General features: G+C 61.4%; 12 protein-coding genes. All 12 read left to right on the top strand.

The annotated features are described in order from the left end of the window. The first annotated feature begins 5 nt into the window (after window positions 1–5). Window positions 6–692, top strand: a complete 687-nt coding sequence (locus BUE21_RS03765; RefSeq protein WP_073354807.1) for a hypothetical protein — start codon at window positions 6–8, stop codon at window positions 690–692. After that, window positions 686–1,960 (top strand): DUF4857 domain-containing protein, encoded by a 1,275-nt coding sequence (locus BUE21_RS03760; protein ID WP_073354805.1) that lies wholly within the window; start codon window positions 686–688, stop codon window positions 1,958–1,960. Before BUE21_RS03765 ends, BUE21_RS03760 begins: the two co-directional genes overlap by 7 nt. A gap of 135 nt (window positions 1,961–2,095) precedes the next feature. Continuing rightward, on the top strand, window positions 2,096–2,710 hold the full coding sequence (gene bacA / locus BUE21_RS03755) for a biofilm formation regulator BacA (protein WP_073354803.1): 615 nt from the start codon (window positions 2,096–2,098) through the stop codon (window positions 2,708–2,710). 35 nt (window positions 2,711–2,745) lie between these two features. Further along, window positions 2,746–3,501: a PspA/IM30 family protein gene (locus BUE21_RS03750; RefSeq protein ID WP_073354802.1), complete on the top strand. Its 756-nt coding sequence runs from the start codon at window positions 2,746–2,748 to the stop codon at window positions 3,499–3,501. Window positions 3,502–3,525: 24 nt separating this feature from the next. Continuing rightward, a complete protein-coding gene (locus BUE21_RS03745; protein ID WP_234971037.1) occupies window positions 3,526–3,993 on the top strand; it encodes an RDD family protein in 468 nt (155 codons plus the stop codon). 70 nt (window positions 3,994–4,063) lie between these two features. Next, window positions 4,064–4,699, top strand: coding sequence for a hypothetical protein (locus tag BUE21_RS03740; protein ID WP_073354801.1), 636 nt, complete (start codon window positions 4,064–4,066; stop codon window positions 4,697–4,699). A gap of 21 nt (window positions 4,700–4,720) precedes the next feature. After that, window positions 4,721–6,769 carry a hypothetical protein gene (locus tag BUE21_RS03735; RefSeq protein ID WP_073354799.1) on the top strand — a complete coding sequence of 683 codons (2,049 nt, stop codon included), beginning with the start codon at window positions 4,721–4,723 and terminating at the stop codon, window positions 6,767–6,769. Between the two features lie 31 nt (window positions 6,770–6,800). Further along, on the top strand, window positions 6,801–7,796 hold the full coding sequence (locus BUE21_RS03730; protein ID WP_084522794.1) for an alpha/beta hydrolase: 996 nt from the start codon (window positions 6,801–6,803) through the stop codon (window positions 7,794–7,796). Between the two features lie 16 nt (window positions 7,797–7,812). Beyond that, window positions 7,813–9,351, top strand: a complete 1,539-nt coding sequence (locus BUE21_RS03725; RefSeq protein WP_073354795.1) for an NYN domain-containing protein — start codon at window positions 7,813–7,815, stop codon at window positions 9,349–9,351. After that, on the top strand, window positions 9,348–9,743 hold the full coding sequence (gene mntA / locus BUE21_RS03720; protein ID WP_073354793.1) for a type VII toxin-antitoxin system MntA family adenylyltransferase antitoxin: 396 nt from the start codon (window positions 9,348–9,350) through the stop codon (window positions 9,741–9,743). The genes BUE21_RS03725 and mntA overlap by 4 nt, the downstream gene beginning before the upstream one ends. Further along, the gene (gene hepT, locus BUE21_RS03715; RefSeq protein WP_073354792.1) at window positions 9,733–10,146 is read left to right on the top strand and encodes a type VII toxin-antitoxin system HepT family RNase toxin; all 414 of its coding nucleotides are present in this window, start codon (window positions 9,733–9,735) and stop codon (window positions 10,144–10,146) included. The genes mntA and hepT overlap by 11 nt, the downstream gene beginning before the upstream one ends. Window positions 10,147–10,160: 14 nt before the next feature. Further along, a complete protein-coding gene (locus BUE21_RS03710) occupies window positions 10,161–15,587 on the top strand; it encodes a DNA repair ATPase (RefSeq protein WP_073354790.1) in 5,427 nt (1,808 codons plus the stop codon). The last annotated feature ends 10 nt before the right edge of the window (window positions 15,588–15,597 follow it).

The following is a 15,597-nucleotide window of genomic DNA, read 5'->3' as shown; positions in this document are numbered from 1 at the left end:
ACACCATGAATACCTTGCTTCCCTATCAGGGTCTGCTCTACAAGGAGTGGATCAAACTGCGTTATCTGGGGCTGTTGCCCTTTGCCCTGCTGTTGCTGGCACTGGGCGAATCCTTCTACAGCATGAATAACCTCCATGCCGCCAGTGGTGGCCAAAGCCTGTGGACGCAGGTGCTGTTCCGCTCCCGCATGTACTTCGAGCGCATGCAGTACCTGCCGCTGTTCACTGGCATCTGGCTGGCGGGCGTGCAGTTCCTGCCCGAATGCCTGAACAAGCGACTGCGCCTGTTTTTCCATCTGCCGGTGCACGAGCAGAAGGCCCTCGCGCTGATGCTGGGCACGGGGTTCGCGCTGCTGCTGGGCTTCAGTGCGTTGTTCTGCGTGGTGCAGGCCCATATCGTCAGCCGTTTCCTGCCCACTGAAGTGGCGCAACTGACGGTGCAAACCATTCTGCCGCTGTGCCTGTCGGGCTTCGTTGCCTATCTGGCCACGGTGCTGGTGCTGATCGAGCAGCGGCCCTGGCGGCGTTGCTGGCATGCCATGCTGGGCTATGTGCTGGCCACCGCGCTGTGCAACCTCAATGGCTATGGCCGTTATGTGGACAACCTGCCGGTCTTTGCCTTGCTGGCACTGGCCCTGCTGCTGGGCCTGCCTGGTGTACTCGACCGCATCCGAAGGGGGCTGACATGGTGACTCTGTCGCGTATCGTACTGGCACTGCTGTCGGTGCTGCTGCTGGCCAAGGTGCTGCCGGAATATGCCGCGCGCATGTTCCCCAAGGACTACGAGGCCGTGTATGTCTCCTACAGTGCCGACCAGGACCGCTTGGTGCTGGAGCGGTTCCGCAGCGGCAACCGCAGCTATTCCGATACCGAGGGCAACCCGCTCACGGAGGATGAAATGCGCCTGGCCCTGCCGTTCTCCAACCTGAACTATCTGGACAAGACCGGCCAGTTGCCCGAGACGGTGGCAGGCTGGCCGCTGGATGTGGAGGCGGTGTTCCGCGCCGGAGCGCGCATGCGCCACCACCCCTTCAGTCTCGACCAGGCCCATTTTGGCCTCTACACCCTGCTGGAGTCCGAGCGCGATGTGGAGGGGCGGCTGCTCACCCCGCCCGATATGTTCCGCATGAACACGCGCATGGAATTCATCCTGGCGGCCACCAACGCCGTGGACGAAGCCAAGACCACGCAGTTCACCACCGCCTTGCAGCAGGCGGGCTTTGTCTTCCCGGCGCGCATGGTGGCCGACAGCCCCAGCACCCGCAAGCCCTACGACAACGGCGCATTCCTGGTGGATGCCCAGCGGCGCGTGTTCCATATCTGGCAGATTCAGGGCCAGCCCAAGGTGGTGCGCACCCCCGTGGTCTTGCCCGAGGATGCCTTGCAGATTCATGTGCTGGAGCAAACCCGCCGCGAATACCACGGTGTTTATGCACGCCCCGACCGGCTGGTGCTGCTGGACTGGCAGAACTACGCTGAAACCACCATTCCGTTGCAGGACTACCGCCCCGATCGGGACTTCTTCGCAGGCGATGCCGATCCGCTGAACTGGCAGTTCTCGCATTCTGCCGAACGCTCCGGCTTCAAGCAGGTCGTGGTCACCGACCCGCAGCTTCAGCCGCTGCACCGCTACACCTGGCACCAGGGCGAGGAAGACCAGCGCAAACGCCGCGTGCAGGCCAATGTCATGGGCTTTCTCTTCCCGTTCCAGGTGGAATTCAATGTGCGCGAACGCACCCAGCGCGGCCTGTACCTCAGCCTGTCGCAAGCCCTGTGGTGGCTGACACTGGCGGGCATCGTCAGTGCATGGTGCGCCTATGTGGGCTGGAACTGGTGGCGTTGGCGACGCATGCCGCACTGGCTGGACAGCGTGTTTGTCGCACTCACTGGCTGGCCCGGAGCCATCAGCCTGGCCATGCTGGGGCCGCTGGCAGTGCGCAGGCGGCGCATGAACGCTTGAACACCTGATGCGTGTGAGTTGAAAACGTATCGCCGGACGGGAACATGCCCGCCCGGCGATTTTTTTGTGGTTTTTTGGGCAGATTGGTGCATTACATGTAGAATTCATCACATGTAATTTATAAAATATCCCCACATGGAACGAAAAACTTCGGCTTATTACCAGCGTCTGCACCGCCAGCGTTTGCGCGACCGGGGGCTGGTAAAGAAAGAATTGTGGATATTGCCTGAATACGGGCAGGATCTGCTCGCGGTGGAACAGCAAATGCGCCAGCCGCGTGGCGCGCAACCTTTGACAAAGGACGGCATGATGAACCAAACAGCACCCTGGACGATTGACTCCCTGCAAGAGGCATTGCAGCAAAGCGATCTGGTCAAAAGCGATGCGGCAGTGCTGGAACTGCTTGACGGCGCAGAGGCCAGCCTGCTCATCACCATGAAGGAATACGGCGATCTGCCGCTGTTCCTCGCCGTGGCCGGGCGGCAGATTGTGGTGGAAGCCTATCTGTGGCCCACCAGCCAGGTGCGCGACACCATCAGCTTCAACGAACAGATTCTGCGCATGCAAAAGGTCTTCCCGCTCTCCACCGTGGCACTGGAGAGTTTTGCGAATGGCGAAGCCGCCTACATGGTGTTTGGCGCGCTCAGTGCCGCATCCAGTCTGGCCAATGTGGTGTTCGAGATCGAGACGCTCTCGGACAACGTCATCAAACTGACCGAAGCCTTCGAGCCTCTGCTGCTCACGGCCTGACTGCCCACCGAAACAACGTTGATGGAGAACATGCGATGAACGTCTGGAACAAACTCATTACCGCGCTGCGTGGCGGCGCACACGAAGCGGGCGAAGCCCTGATCGACGGGCAGGCCCTGCGCATTCTCGACCAGGAAATCCGCGATGCGGATGCCGACCTGCGCAAGAGCAAGGAGGCACTGGCCGAGATCATTGCCAAGGAAAAACTCGCCCGCGCCAAGACCGAGAAAACCACCACGCAACTGGCCGAGTACGAGGGCTATGCCATCCGCGCACTGGAAGGCAGCGACGAGGCCCTCGCCCTCGAAGTGGCGGGCAAGGTGGCCACGCTGGAGGCACGCTTGCAGGAAGAGCAGGGGCAGGCCACCCAGTTTGCCGACAGTGCCAGCGCACTGCGCCAGGCGATTGCCCAGGCCGAGGCCCACATTCGTCGGCTCAAGCAGCAGGCCGATACCGTCAAGGCCACCGAGAACGTGCAGCGTGCCCAGGCCGCCGTGGCCGAGCGTTACAGCGGCTCCGAATCGCGTGTGCAGACCGCGCTGGATTCGCTCGAGCGCATCAAGCAGAAACAGGCCGAGCGCGGCGCACGCTTGCAGGCGGCGGCCGAACTCGCCCGCGAAGGATCGGAAGACCCACTCGATGCCCGCCTGCGCCAGGCCGGCATCACCCCCAGCGCGCAGAGTGCCGCTGCGGTGCTGGCGCGGCTGAAAGCGCGTTCGGCGGCGGGCAGTGCCCATCCGGCAGCACCTGCGGCCCCTGCTGAACCTGGCGCAGCTTCCGACCGTTCCTGATGGTGAGCAAGGAGAGATAGCATCATGAATAGCCCATTCAATGACCGAGACCTGCGCGACTTGCAGCAGATGGCAGGCCCGCAATATGCCGGTTTCTGGATTCGCGTGGCGGCTTCCATCATCGACTCGCTGCTGATCGCCTGCCTGACCACGCCGTTGGCGTACCTGTTCTATGGCGCGGAATACTGGAGCAGTGACGATTTGGCAGCCGGGCCGGTCGATGTGCTGCTGACCTGGGTTCTGCCCGCCGTGGCGGTGGTGCTGTTCTGGCTCTACCGTCAGGCCACGCCCGGCAAGATGCTGTTTGGCCTGCGCGTGGTGGATGCCCGCAGTGGCGCAACCCTGGGCGTGGGGCAGGCCATTGGCCGTTATCTGGCCTATTTCGTGGCCGCGATACCGCTGCTTCTGGGCCTGATCTGGGTGGCGTTTGATGGGCGCAAGCAGGGCTGGCACGACAAGCTGGCCGGCACGGTGGTGGTCAAAAAGGACTGAACGGGTTCTGAACCCGCGCGGCATTCACAGGCAGAATGCAGGCGCGGGTGTGTAACCTCAGGAGGCATCAATGGGCATTTTTCTACAGATCGTCGGGGGCTTTCCAACGGCCATCTACACGGTGCTGCTGGCACTGGTGCTGCTGTACTGGCTGGTGACCATCACCGGCCTGCTGGAAATGGACGCGCTCGACAACCTGCTGATGCCCCATGACGATGGCATGGACATTGGCGCGCTGGCTTCGCTGCTCAACCGGCTGGGGCTGGGGGGCGTGCCGCTGACCATCATCGGCTCGCTCATCACCCTGTTTGCCTGGATGGCCAGCTTTGCCGGGGTGCGGCTGCTGCTGGCGTGGATGGCGGTTCCTGGTCTCAACCTGGTGCTGGGGGCCGGGGTATTCGTGGCAGCGGCAGTGGCCGGGCTGCTGCTCACCATCGTGGCCTTGCGGCCGGTGCGCGCGGTGCTGCGCCGTGTGCCGCGCGAGGAGGCCAAGGTGGTGCTGGGGCGGGTGGGCGTGGTGCGCAGTGCCAGCGTCACGCCCCAGTCGGGCTACGCTTCGGTGGAAGATGGTGGTGCGGGTCTGGTGTTGCAGATACGCACCGTGCGGGGGGAGTTGCCACGCGGCACGCGCGTGGTGCTGATCGAGCCGCTGCGCGATATTCAGGCGTGGCGGGTCGTCAGCGAAGACGAGTTTTCAGGACAGTAAACATCGCTTGGAGAAGCAAAAATGGAATGGTTGATTCTGCTGGGGGTGGCAGCCCTCGTCGTGGTGGTCGTGGTCGTGGGCTTTCTGGCCGCGCTCAAGGCGTTCTACATCAAGGTGCCGCAGGGCACCGCGCTCATCATCAACGACCTGTCGTCACAGCCCAAGGTGAAATTCACCGGCGGGCTGGTCTGGCCGGTGATCCACAAGAAGGAGTTCATGAAGATCTCCCTCATCACGCTGGAAGTAGACCGGCGCGGCAAGGAGGGCCTGATCTGCAAGGACAACATGCGTGCCGACATCACCGTGGCCTTCTATCTGCGCGTCAATGAAACACCGGAAGACGTGCTGAAGGTGGCCAAGTCCATCGGCGTGGAGCGTGCCTCTGACAAAGCTGCGGTGAACGAGCTGTTCAACGCCAAGTTCTCGGAAGCCCTCAAGACCGTCGGCAAGCAGATCGACTTTGTCAAGCTGTTCGAGAACCGCCAGGAATTCCGTGACCGCATCGTGCAGGTCATTGGCGAAGACCTCAACGGCTACGCGCTGGAAGACGTGGCAATTGACTACCTGGAGCAAACGCCCAAGGCTGCGCTGGATTCCAACAACATCCTTGATGCCGAAGGCATCCGCAAGATCACCGAACTGACGGCAGCGCAGAACGTGGTGACCAATGAACTCGAACGCAACGAGGAAATGGCCATCACCAAGAAAAACGTCGAAACCAAAGAGGCCTTGCTGGCACTGGAACGCCAGCAGTCCGACGCAGAAGCACGCCAGAAACGCGAAATTGCCACCATTCAGGCCCGCGAGCAGGCCGAAACCAAGCGCGTGCAGGAAGAAGAACGCCTGAAGGCTGAGCAAGCTCGCATCCAGACCCAGGAGCAGATCGACATCCGCGAGGAAAACCGCCTGCGCGAAGTGGAAGTGGCCCAGCAGAACCGCCAGCGTGCCGTCGTCATCGAGGTGGAAAAAGTCACCCGCGCCAAAGACCTGGAAATCGTCTCGCGCGAGCGTGAGGTGGAATTGCAGCGCATCGAGAAAGAAAAAGCCCTGGAAGTCGAAAAGGCCAACATCGCCAACGTCATCCGTGAACGGGTGGCCGTGGAAAAAACCGTGGCGCAGGAGGAAGAACGCATCAAGGAAGTGCGCCAGGTCTCCGAGGCCGACCGCCTCAAGCAAGTCACCGTGCTGGCGGCCCAGGCCGAGGCCGAGGAGGCAATGGTCAAGCAGATCAAGAAAGCCGAAGCCGACGAAGCCGCCTCGCGCCACAAGGCCGTGGAAATCACCGTGGTTGCGCAGGCCGAACTCGAAGCCGCCACCCAGCAGGCCGAAGCCAAGAAACGCCTTGCCGAAGGCATTCAGGCCGAACGCGCCGCCCCCGGTCTGGCCGATGCCCGCGTGCGCGAAATCACCGCCGCCGCTGTGGAAAAAGAAGGTTTGGCGCAAGCCAAGGTCACGGCGGAGAAACTCATTGCCGAAGCCAAGGGCCTGGAAGAAAAGGGCCTGGCCGAAGCCCGCGTGATCGACGCCACCGCCGATGCCATCGAGAAACAAGGTCTGGCCGAAGCCAAGGTCGAAGCAGAAAAACTCATTGCCGTGGCACGGGGCGAACAGGAACAGGGGCTGGCACGCGCCAGGGTGACGACTGAAGTCGGTAATGCCGAAGCCGCCGTGCTGCGCGAAAAGTTGCTGGCCGAGGCACAAGGTCTGGCCGAGAAATTCGCCACCCTCGACCGGCTGGGCGACACCGCCCGCAACCACGAGGAATTCCGCCTGCAACTGGAGAAAAACTTCGAGCAGGCCCTGGCCGGCATCGAAGCCAGCAAGGACATTGCCCGCGAACAGGCCGAGGTGCTGTCGTCCGCCCTCAGCAAGGCCAACATCGACATCGTTGGCGGCGAAGGCGCGTTCTTCGACAAATTCGCCAGCGGCCTGTCAGTGGGCAAGTTCCTGGAAGGCGCGGCAGGCAAAAGCCCGATCGTGAACGATCTGTTGCAGAAGTTCATCGGTGGCAATCAGGCCCGCGACGTACTCAAGGCACTGGGCGGCTCCGGCTCCCAGGACACACCCTGACCCCAATCCCGCACCGGCACAGGAGCACCGCATGGCATTCCCCTTCCGTCTGCCTTCAGGCCGAGCCATGGCATTGGCAGCGGCACTCTGTTTGCACTGGAGTGCGCAGGCCGCCGACGCGCCGGTGCAGATGGCCGTCGATGGCGGTCGCTTGCACGGTAGCCTGAATGTGCCGTTGGGCGCATCCACCCCTGTGCCCACCGTGTTGCTGATTGCAGGCTCCGGCCCCACCGACCGCGACGGCAACAGTGCCCTGATGTCCGGTCGCAATGACAGCCTGAAATGGCTTGCACAGGCACTGGAAGACGCGGGCATTGCCTCGCTGCGCTACGACAAGCGCGGCGTGGCTGCCAGCCAGGCCGCTGGTGGGCCGGACGAAGCACAGCTTCGCATCGAAACCTATGCCGACGATGTGTGCCGCTGGCTGGACTGGCTGGCGCAGGATCGGCGACTGGGCCGCGTGGCCATCGTCGGGCACAGCGAAGGCGCGTTGATTGGCTTGCTGGCGGCACGCCAATGCCCCGGCAAGGCCAGTGCCTATATCTCGCTGGCGGGAGTGGGCAGCAAGGCGGCCGATGTCATCCGCTGGCAATTGCAGCAGCAGGCCGTGTCCGAGCGCGTGCGCGAACGCAGCGAAGGCATCCTGCAATCGCTGGAAAACGGCCAGACCACCGAGCCGATTCCCCCATCACTGCACGGCATGTTCCGCCCGTCGGTGCAGCCCTACCTGATCTCGTGGTTCCGCTACGACCCGGCACAGGAACTGGCGCAACTGCGCCTGCCCACGCTCATCGTCCACGGCGACACCGACATCCAGGTCAGCGTGCAGGAAGCGCGCAAACTCGCCGCCGCCCAGCCAGCCGCACAGTTGCTGATCGTCCCCGGCATGAACCACGTCCTCAAGACCGCACCGCTGGACCTCGCACAGCAACAAACCACCTACACCAACCCCGATCTGCCCCTGCCCGGCAGCCTGACCCAGCCGCTGATCGGGTTCCTGAAACGGCATTTGCAGGCGGGGCGGTAACCGCAACGCAATACACATGAGCAGACTCGCTATATTCATCGATGCCGACAACTTCAACGACAGCACTGCGCTGGACTATGCCATGCAGGAAGTGCGCAGTCTGGGCGAGCCGGTCGCGCTGAAATATGCCTACGGCAATGCCAGCAGCCTCAAGGGCATCGAAGTGGTCATGGGCAAATATGGCATCCGGCCAGTCAGCAATCTGGTGGTGGGCAAGACTACCACGGATGTGGCATTGGCGATTGGTGCGATGGAAATGGTGTGCAGCAATCCACAAATCAAGGTGGTCGTGATCTGTTCCGGTGATGCCGACTTTGCACCACTGGCATTGCGCCTGCGGGAAATGGGTTGCAAGGTCATTGCGGTGGGGATGAGCCACAACCTTTTTACCAGTGCCGAGGTGTTTTACGACGATGTACTGACGATTCAAGTCGTGGATGAACCCGTCGTTCCGAAGCCGCCAGCGCCAGCACCTGTCTTGCCTGTGCGGCAAGCTGCGCCCGCTGCTGCCAAACCAGCTCCGGTTCCGCCACCTGCGGCTGTGGCTTCGTTGGTCACCCCGGTGGTGGTTCAGGCACCATTGAAAATACCGCCAGCGGCCCAACCGGTTAATCCAGTGAAGACCCCTGTCAAGGAGACGGGCCATTCCATCCCAGCGGCAGTCCCCGCTTCTGTTGCACCCATCAACGTCCATGCTACCGTGCAGCAGGTGCTGAAAGTCTGCCTAGCTCTGCGCAATGGTTCCTGGCAGCATTTGAGCCAGATCGTGCAAGCCTTGCGAGCGAATGGCATCTTGCCCCAGAACGCCAAAAGCAGCGCGTGGTTCGCCAGGCTGGCTCCACACTTTGAATTGACACCTGCCATCAAGCCCAATCAGGTGCGCTATCGCATGGGGTGTGCCGCCAGTCCAAAGACGGCACCCGTTATGGAGGCAGGTGTGCAAGAGGCATTGGCTGCATACCCAGTTTTAAGTGATGGCTCATGGCAGCCATTGAATCAGGTCATTGCCGCATTGCGGCAGTCCGGTCTGCTGGGAAACACCAAAAGCCTTGCGTGGTTTGAGGTGCACAGTGCGTATTTCGAAGTGGAGATGAAACCCGGGCGCACCCATCAGGTACGCTATCTCCAGAAAAAGGCCAAGCCAGCAGCATCCCCTCAAGTCGCTGAACCAGCCTCGCTGAAACCCACTGCGGCATCCACCCCAATACCCCCACCAGTCATCCAGAGCTGGCACATCAGCCACAGGCGCGAAGCAACGGTTCCTCTGCCTTCACATTGGAATGCCTTGCGACAGGTATTGGTGCAGGTGGCGGCACAGCGGGTTTGTGTGGCCGATATTCTGCTGGCCGCCCCGGAGCTTCTTCTTGGTCAGCCCTGCTCCTACCCTGCGGTGGCAAGCCGTTTTCGGGAGAAGAAGCTGGTGCTTCCCAACCAGACCATTCTGAAAATCCTGCAACGCCACCCCCAATCATTCAAACTCGATAATCCCCAATCGCCGAAATCACTGATTTATCTGGGTGGCTGCGGGGGTGGATATACAGGGAGCAAGCCTTGAAAAAAGACATCTTGGTGCAGGTGCTGAAAGACCGAATTCCCAAGCTATTGGCCATCTACGCTTTTGGCAGTCGGATTCAAGGTACGGCGGGGCCGGACAGCGATCTTGATCTGGCCGTTCTGGTGGCAGGTTATGCCGATGTGATGGTGCTGTTTGATGTGGCTGGTGATCTGGCGGACATTGTCGGGTGCCATGTCGATCTGCTGGATTTGCGGGCAGCTTCCACAGTCATGCAGTATCAGATCATTACTACAGGTCAGTGTTGGTGGCAGGCCGATCATCAGGCTGCATTGTTTGAGGCTGCGATTTTGAGTGAAAAAACTGCATTGGATGCTGCCCGTGCAAGACTGCTGTCTGATATTCAGGAAAGAGGGACCGTTTATGGTCGATGACGTTTTACTCAATAAAGCAGCAACGATTGAGCGTTGTGTGGCCCGTGCCCGCGAAGAATACGCCACCGACCCAGCCGGTTTTGCCGCCGATTTCACCCGTCAGGATGCCGCTATTCTCAACATTCAGCGTGCCTGTGAAGCGGCATTGGACATGGGGCAGCATGTGATTCGCCGCGAGCGGTTGGGTGTGCCACAAAGTGCACGCGACGTATTCGCTCTGCTGGCCCAGGCAGGCTGGATTTCCTCCGATCTGGCTGCGGCACTCCAGCGCATGGTGGGCTTTCGCAACATTGCCGTACACGATTACCAGAAGCTGCACCTGCCCATTGTGGTGCGCATCATTGAGCAGCATCTGGATGAATTCCTGCAATACAGCCAAAACTTGCTGTTGCACGACCAGTAAAAGGAACCCAAGCCATGTCATCCCAGAAAAACAGTGCTGAATCGAGCAATACCTCCCTCATCGACCAGGCCGTCGCCAGCGGTGGAGCCTACGAAGTGCTGCAAAAACGCCTGGCCGAGCAGGGTGGGCGGTTGCATGGGCTGGCGCAGCAGGTCAATGAACTGCGGCTGGCCGAATTCGGCAGCAGCCAGATGGCCCTGCTGGGGCGTTTGCGGGTGCGCACCGACAACAACTGTGTTGGGCGCGACATTGTGCAGGTGGGCGATACGCTGCTGTTTGGCTACAACGTTTTTCTGGGGCTGAAGCAGGAAACGCGCATTGAAGATGTGTTTTCCATGTACCGCCTGCAAGAGGGCGCGGATGCAGAAGGCAGCGAGGCGGGCTACGACGTGGTGCCGGTGGATGTGCGCCAGACCTTCCTGGGACAGCAGAGCTTTGTGCAGGATTTTCGCGAGTTGTACACCTATTACAAGGGCGCACGGCTGCTGCAACTGACCGTGAAAGATGGCAAGCTGCTGGCGGCCTTCCAGATTGGCGAGAAGCTGGGCGACAACCGCGTGTTTCGCTGGTCGATTTCGCCCGATGGCAAAACCGTGCAATACATCGACAATCGTGGCGAGCGCGACATTGCCCTGCCCGCGCCGTTCGATTTTGAATGGACGGCGGTGGGCCGCGAGAATGCCGTGCAAGGTCGCTACCCGCACCTGAACATTCTGGATACGGTGTTTGTCGATACCATCGGCGGCGACCTCACCGTCAAGATTCAGGACAACACCAACGATGGCCTTGGCATCTGGCGCGAAGCCGTGCAGGATGCTTCGCAATCACTGGACGATGCCAAGGTGGAATACGCCCGCGTGGGCAGCCTGATCCTGCTCAAAATCCTGCCCTACCGCGAGCAGGACTGGCGTTACCTCGTCTATAACACGCTCACGCAGAAAGTGGTGCGGATTGATGCCATCGGGCTGGCTTGCATCCAGTTGCCCGAAGACCACGGCATCATCTTCCCCGGTGGTTATTACCTGCAAAACGGTGAATACCGCACGTTCACGCAAGACATGAGCGGCATGCGTTACAAGCGCAGCTACCGTTCGCCCAATGGCGAAGATGTGCTCTACGTTTTCTACGCGCCGGAAAGCGGCCGCATGGCCCTGTTCACCTACAACCTGATAGCGCGGGAGTTGCAGGCACCGCAAATCGGCCAGGGCTATGCGCGGCTGGAAGATGGCCGCATGGTCATCTTCAGCAGCGAATCGGGCGAACCGACGCGCATCCACGCCATGCAAATTTGGCGCACGCCGTTTGCCACGGAAGAATTCGCCGCACGCCAGCCCGCCCGCAACACGCCGCTGGGGCGCATCGGCAATGCCGAGTTGGTGCGTGGTATCTCCGAACTCGTCAGCCTGGTGCGCGAGATCAATGCCGATGAGATCTCTGCCAACCGCTACGAACGCCTGATCGACAGCACGCGCCGCCTGTTCGAGCGTTACCACTGGATGGAAGAGGGTGGCCACTTCCAGAAGCTGCCCAAGCTGCTGCACGAAATTGTTGCCACCGGCGAAGCCGTGCTGGACGAATACGAAAAAGTCGAAAGCATCCGCGCCGAAACCACGCGCCAGATGACTGAGGTGCAAACCCGCCAGCGCAGCCTGCTGGCCGAAATGCGCCGCGCCGACTGGAAGCAAACGCGCGACTACGTTCAGGCACTGGCGCAACTGGGCCAGCAACGCGGCCGCCTGATGACCGTGCGCGATTTGCGCTACATCGACACCGCCGCCGTCGATGCCATGCAGGCCGAGCTGGAAGCCGCGCACACCGAGGTGGCCGCCCGCACCGCCACCTTTCTGGCGGGCGACGATGCCCTTAAACCCTATACCGAAGGCTTGAAGGCACTGGACGACGCGGTGCAGAAAGCCACCACCACGCCGCAGATCAATGAGCCACTGGCGCAGATGCAGGCCGTTGCTACTGAGCTGGATACGCTCTCGGAGCTGATGGCCGTGCTGAAGGTGGACGACCCCACGCAGCGCACCCGCATCGTCGAGGGCATTTCCGAGATTTATGCCGCGCTGAACCAGAGCCGTGCCCGTGCCGAGCAAAAACGCCGGGGTATGGGCGCAGCCGAGCAGGTGGCGCAGTTCGGGGCGCAATTCGCGCTGTTCGGCCAGAGCATTGCCAGCGGCCTGGCCCTTGCCACCGACCCGGAAAAATGCGACGAGCAACTCTCACGCCTGCTGGTGCAACTGGAAGAACTGGAAAGCCAGTTTGGCGAGCACGAGCAATTCCTCACCGACATCATCGGCAAGCGCGAAGAACTGCTGGAGAGTTTCGAGACTCATAAGCAAGCCTTGCTGGACGAACGCCAGCGCAAGGCGCAAGGCGTGTTCGATGCCGCCGTGCGCATCCTCGACGGCCTGCCGCGCCGCACCGAGCGTGTGCAGGACACAGACACGCTCAATGCCTTCTTTGCGGGCGACGCGCTGATTCTGAAACTGCGCGAACTCGCCGACCGTCTGCGTGAACTGCAAGACAGCGTCAAGGCCGACGATGTGGAAGCCCGTCTCAAGGCCGTGCGCGACCAGGCCGTGCGCGCACTGCGTGACCGCAGCGACTTGTTTGAGGGCGGTGGCAACGTCATCCGGCTGGGGCGGCATCGCTTCTCCGTCAATACCCAGGTGCTGGATTTGACGCTGATGCCCCGCGCAGGCAACCTCAATCTGCATCTGGTCGGCACCGATTATTTCGAACCATTACAACGCCCGGAACTGGCCGAACTGCGCGAGTATTGGGACGTGGCACTCGAATCCGAATCCGCCCAGTTCAGCCGCGCCGAATACCTCGCGCTGCAAATTCTGCAAGCTCCGGCGGCGCAGAATGATGAGCCAAGCCTCACCGCCGATGCGCTCGCCGCGCTATTGCCCAAACCCGACGAACTGGTGCGTGCCGTGCGCGAATTTGCCGCGCCACGCTACCGCGAAGGCTACGAACGCGGCATTCACGACCACGATGCCGCCTTTATTCTGCGCGCGCTGCTGCCGCTGCAAAAGCAGGCAGGCGTGCTGGCCCACGATGCCCAGGCACGCGCCTTGGCCGTGCTGCTATGGAACGAAGTGCAGGCGGGCAGCGATACCGCATTCAAGATCAGCGCGCAAGCCCGCCACTGGCCGCAACGCGCCCGCAACGCTGCGCACATGCGCAACCTGCTGGGCAGCACCGATGCGCATCAGGCACTGGTGGCAGAAGTGGCGCACGCCCTGCAAACCTTCGCGCAACACAACCAGCTTCACCCGCTGGCCGATGCTGCATTGCCTGCACAGGCCGCGACTTATCTGGTGCAAGAGCTTGCCCAGCCCGCACCGCGCCTGCACTTCTCGCGTCATGCCGCAGCACTGCGCGATGCCTTGCGAAACACCTTGCAGGCCGATGCCCTTTGGGACGAACTGGAAAAAAACCTGCACGATGCCAGCCAGCCCCTTAACGCCCGGCTGGAACTCGCGCTGCACTGGGCTCAGGCACTTGCTGTCCGCCCGGAACACGCCGCCCATGCCGCCTACGCCACTGAAGCCGCAGCCCTGCTGCTGCTCCAGCCGGAACTGCCGCACGACATCTTGCAGGTGGAACTGCGCACCACCATCACTGGCCTGCTGGGACAACACCCGCGCATTCATGAAGGCACGCTGGAACTGGGCGTAGACGACTTCGCCCGCCGCGCCCACTGGCACCAGCACCAGTTCCTGCCCGGCCTGCGCCGCTACCAGCAACTGCGCCAGAGCATCCTCACCGAACAGCGCGAAGCCATGCGGCTGGAAGAATTCAAGCCGCGCCCGCTCACCAGCTTCGTGCGCAACAAACTCATCAACGACGTTTATCTGGGCGTGATTGGCGACAACCTCGCCAAGCAAATGGGCACGGTGGGCGAGAACAAGCGTACCGACCTGATGGGCTTGCTGATGATGATCTCGCCGCCCGGCTATGGCAAAACCACGCTGATGGAATACGTTGCTAACCGGCTCGGCCTCATCTTCATGAAAATCAACGGCCCTGCGCTGGGTCACGAAGTGCGCAGCATCGACCCTGCACAAGCCCCGGATGCCACTGCCCGCCAAGAATTGGAAAAGCTCAACCTCGCGCTGGAAATGGGCAACAACGTCATGCTCTACGTCGATGACATCCAGCACACCCACCCGGAGTTCTTGCAGAAATTCATCTCGCTCTCAGACGGCACCCGCCGTATCGAAGGCGTATGGCGCGGCCGCACCAAAACCTACGACATGCGCGGCAAGAAGTTCTGCGTCGTCATGGCCGGCAACCCCTACACCGAATCGGGCGAAGTCTTCAAAATCCCCGACATGCTGGCCAACCGCGCGGACATCTACAACCTCGGCGATGTGCTCGGTGGCATGGAAGACACCTTCAAACTCAGCTACGTTGAAAACAGCCTCACCAGCAACCCGGTACTTGCCCCGCTGGCCACGCGCGACCTCAAGGACTTGTACCTGCTGGTGGGCAAGGTGCAAGGCAGGGACTTCTCCAGCAACGAACTCAGCCACGACTACAGCGCGGCAGAACTGCGCGAAATCGAAGCCGTGCTGGAGCGCATGTTGCAGGTACGCGAAGTTGTGTACCGCGTGAACCAGCAATACATCGCCAGTGCCGCACAGGCCGATGCCTACCGCACCGAGCCACCCTTCAAACTGCAAGGCAGCTACCGCAACATGAACAAACTGGCCGAGAAAATCACCAGCGTCATGAACCCGGCAGAAATGCAGCAACTGCTCACAGACCACTACCAGGGCGAATCGCAACTGCTCACCACCGGCGCGGAAGAAAACCTGCTCAAACTCGCCGAACTGCGCGGCCATGTGAGCGAAGACCAGCAAGCACGCTGGCAGGAGATCAAACGCAACTTCCAGCGCACTCAGGCCATCGGTGGAGCGGATACGGATACCGGCGGCAAGATCGTTGCGCAATTGCTGGACTTGGTGGAAGCCACGCGTGCCCATGCCGCATGGCAACAAAGCCAGCCCATCCCAACGGCCACCCCGTGGGATGCCCTGCTGCAAAGCCTGCAACAGCTTGGCTCCGGCCAGCAACAAGCCAGCCATACCCTGGCCCGCACCGTGGCCGCTATCCTGCAACAACTGCACGAGAGCACCCAGCAGCCCGCCACAGCAGCAGCCGACAGCTCCAACGACCAGCACCTGCAAGCCGCCCGCGAACTCGGCCAACTGGTCGCCACCGCCCTGCACCCGGTACAGCAACACCTGGCCGACAGCCGCCGCCAGCAACTCGGACTGCACCGTGTATTACTGCAAATCGCCACCGCGATTCAGGAACAACTGGACATCTTGAGCACCACCACGGGAAAAAAGAGCGAACGGGTGCGACATACCGAAGTGGTGGACAAGGCGTTTGAGCGGATGAATTTTGATGATAAATAATTTTTATATT

Source organism: Lampropedia hyalina DSM 16112 (assembly GCF_900129055.1).
GTDB lineage: Bacteria > Pseudomonadota > Gammaproteobacteria > Burkholderiales > Burkholderiaceae_C > Lampropedia > Lampropedia hyalina.
This window is presented reverse-complemented; position numbering and strand designations above follow the sequence as displayed.

Excerpts from the sequence above, each read along its gene's own strand:
- BUE21_RS03725 (WP_073354795.1), top strand. The coding sequence starts at position 7,813 with ATGAGCAGACTCGCTATATTCATCGATGCCGACAACTTCAACGACAGC.
- BUE21_RS03750 (WP_073354802.1), top strand. The coding sequence starts at position 2,746 with ATGAACGTCTGGAACAAACTCATTACCGCGCTGCGTGGCGGCGCACAC.
- bacA (WP_073354803.1), top strand. The coding sequence starts at position 2,096 with ATGGAACGAAAAACTTCGGCTTATTACCAGCGTCTGCACCGCCAGCGT.
- BUE21_RS03760 (WP_073354805.1), top strand. The coding sequence starts at position 686 with ATGGTGACTCTGTCGCGTATCGTACTGGCACTGCTGTCGGTGCTGCTG.
- hepT (WP_073354792.1), top strand. The coding sequence starts at position 9,733 with ATGGTCGATGACGTTTTACTCAATAAAGCAGCAACGATTGAGCGTTGT.
- BUE21_RS03765 (WP_073354807.1), top strand. The coding sequence starts at position 6 with ATGAATACCTTGCTTCCCTATCAGGGTCTGCTCTACAAGGAGTGGATC.
- BUE21_RS03710 (WP_073354790.1), top strand. The coding sequence starts at position 10,161 with ATGTCATCCCAGAAAAACAGTGCTGAATCGAGCAATACCTCCCTCATC.
- BUE21_RS03730 (WP_084522794.1), top strand. The coding sequence starts at position 6,801 with ATGGCATTCCCCTTCCGTCTGCCTTCAGGCCGAGCCATGGCATTGGCA.
- BUE21_RS03740 (WP_073354801.1), top strand. The coding sequence starts at position 4,064 with ATGGGCATTTTTCTACAGATCGTCGGGGGCTTTCCAACGGCCATCTAC.
- BUE21_RS03735 (WP_073354799.1), top strand. The coding sequence starts at position 4,721 with ATGGAATGGTTGATTCTGCTGGGGGTGGCAGCCCTCGTCGTGGTGGTC.
- BUE21_RS03745 (WP_234971037.1), top strand. The coding sequence starts at position 3,526 with ATGAATAGCCCATTCAATGACCGAGACCTGCGCGACTTGCAGCAGATG.